Origin of the sequence: Mesorhizobium sp. M7A.F.Ca.MR.362.00.0.0 (genome assembly GCF_004023175.1) — a bacterium.
Classification (GTDB): Bacteria; Pseudomonadota; Alphaproteobacteria; order Rhizobiales; family Rhizobiaceae; genus Mesorhizobium.
Genome location: NZ_RZTF01000619.1, coordinates 1 through 2,352, shown reverse-complemented (window position 1 = coordinate 2,352; position 2,352 = coordinate 1). Strand labels below are relative to the sequence as shown.

The 2,352-nt window shown below is 61.8% G+C and carries 1 protein-coding gene and 1 pseudogene; both read left to right on the top strand.

Annotated elements, in window-relative coordinates; translation table 11 throughout:
- The first annotated feature begins 384 nt into the window (after positions 1-384).
- Positions 385-1,417 (top strand): annotated as a pseudogene (locus EOC06_RS36050) (tyrosine-type recombinase/integrase).
- Between the two features lie 245 nt (positions 1,418-1,662).
- The gene (locus EOC06_RS36045; protein ID WP_065010175.1) at positions 1,663-1,872 is read left to right on the top strand and encodes a hypothetical protein; all 210 of its coding nucleotides are present in this window, start codon (positions 1,663-1,665) and stop codon (positions 1,870-1,872) included.
- The last annotated feature ends 480 nt before the right edge of the window (positions 1,873-2,352 follow it).

Sequence of the window (2,352 nt, the reverse complement as noted above, 5' to 3'; positions counted from 1 at the left end):
GTCATGGCGGTCCTTGGCCACGATGTCGCGGGCCATCTCACGAAACCTGGCCTTGCGATAGGGATCAGCGGCGATTTGCGTTGATTTCTTGATCGCTTTCTTGATCACCGAGGTTCCCTTCGGGCAGGTCGCTGTCGCGCTGGCGTGTACGGATATGGGCCTAAGCCTGCGGGTGCGTGAGATGCCGATGCAATGGACAGCCTCGCTGTTTGGCTGCAAGCTGGCGCCGACTCGACTCTTCTGATTCAATCGCACAATTGAGCCATGGACAAGCTACTGAAACCAGATGGCGCGGACTCCCATCAAGACCCGCAAGCCGACCGGCGTCGCGACAACGGCCCGCCCGGCGAATTCGCAGGTCTGCCCGACATCGTCGATCTGGTCATGGAGATGGGACGCCCATCGCGGTCGCCGGCGCATCTCGAAGCGCTCGTCGAGACGGCAAAAGACTACGCCAAGGCCGCCAGCTCCGAAAACACGCGAGACGCCTACACCAAGGACTTTTCGCATTATTCGTCCTGGTGTCGCCGCAACGGTTTTGAGCCCTTGCCCCCAGAGGTACAAACAATCGGCCTCTATATCAGCGCCTGTGCCTCAGGCACCGCCGCCGGCGAGCCGAAACGCGGCATTCCCGCCCTTTCGGTCGCAACGATCGAGCGGCGCCTCTCCGGCCTGGCCTGGAATTTTACCCAGCGCGGATTTTCTCTCGACCGTGCCGATCGCCATATTGCCACCGTGCTCGCCGGTATCCGCAGAAAACACGCAAAGCCGCCGCGGCAGAAGGAGGCCGTCCTCGGCGATGACATCAAGGCAATGATCGCGACGCTCGGGCACGATCTGCGCGGGCTGCGCGACCGCGCTATTTTGCTCCTAGGCTTTGCCGGCGGGTTGCGGCGCTCGGAAATCGTCGGCCTCGACGTCGTGCGCGACGACAAGAGCGACGGCGCCGGCTGGATCGAGATTTTTGCCGACAAGGGCGTGCTGGTGACGCTGCGCGGCAAGACCGGTTGGCGTGAGGTCTGAGGTCGAGGTCGGCCGCGGCTCCAGCGATTTTTCTTGCCCGGTTGTCGCGCTGGAAACCTGGATCAGGCTCGGAAGGATCGCGCGCGGTCCGCTGTTCCGGCGCATCTTCAAAGACAACAAGACCGTCGACGTCGAACGACTTTCCGACAAGCATGTCGCCCGCCTGGTCAAGCAGACGGCGCTCGCCGCCGGCGTCCGCTCCGATCTTCCGGAAGCGGAGCGTGCGCTGCTGTTCTCAGGGCATTCGCTGCGCGCCGGCCTTGCCTCCTCCGCGGACATCGAGGAACGTTACGTACAGAAGCAGCTCGGCCACGCCTCGGCCGAGATGACCCGCAAATATCAGCGCCAGCGCGATCGGTTCCGGACCAATCTCACCAAGGCGAGCGGGCTGTAGGAACCATAAGTCCCCTGCCCTGCCGCTACTCAGTGCCTAGCAGCGGGAGTCTGCTTGTCGGAGGCTCGTCCTAGGACGACAGGGCACGGCCTCAGGCTCCCTACCTACGCGAGGCGGAGCGGCTTGCCGGCGAGGCCTGATGCTGCAAGAATCGAGGAGTGTTGTGGCGCGAACGCAATACCCATCGCGCGCCCTGACCCTAGCCCGAATTGGCCAACAAATCGTAAACGCGGGAGCGCGCAGCCATGGAAACCAGGATCATCGACAGCCGCAACGATTTCGCGCAATGGGCGATCGATAGGTCCAATGCGATCCTGATGGATCAGGGTTCGGAACTCGCCACCGCGGCCCGCAATGGAAACGAAGCCCAAATCGGTGAGACAGCACAGGCGCTCGGCCAGGCGATCGTCGATGCGCTGATCGAGGCCTTCGACGGTCTCGCAGGCGACGAATGAGCCACCGCTTGGCCCGCACGACTGGCTGCGCCAATGGAAACGGCGGCCGGTACGCGGGCTCCCAGATCCACCAGCCATCATGAATTCGGACTGCGCTGAATCCGCTTCGGCGGCATCGCGTCAGGGCTCCGAAAGGCCCCTTCCCCTCAATCAATCGAAACCGTAACTTAGAAACCGCGGTTCGAAATTTCAGCTTAGCGCTTCAATTGAAGTCGGGAAGTAAAACCGACAGCGGCGCGGGCGAGCGGCCCCAGCAGGCTGTTCAGGGGCAAATCGACGAGTTGGTAAGCCATTGATTTGTTTGTAGCTGATTCACGCAACGGAAGCTATAGCACCGGTTACTTCCGTCACAGGCGATGATCCCTGGGAACAAGCTAACTATCGATAATGACCTCATATCGGGACTGTACAGCACGAGGCCTTGGGACGCTCAGGAGGCCGAAAAACGTTGATTTACCGGCTCATCGAAGCGGTACGAGC

Excerpts from the sequence above, each read along its gene's own strand:
- EOC06_RS36045 (WP_065010175.1), top strand. The coding sequence starts at position 1,663 with ATGGAAACCAGGATCATCGACAGCCGCAACGATTTCGCGCAATGGGCG.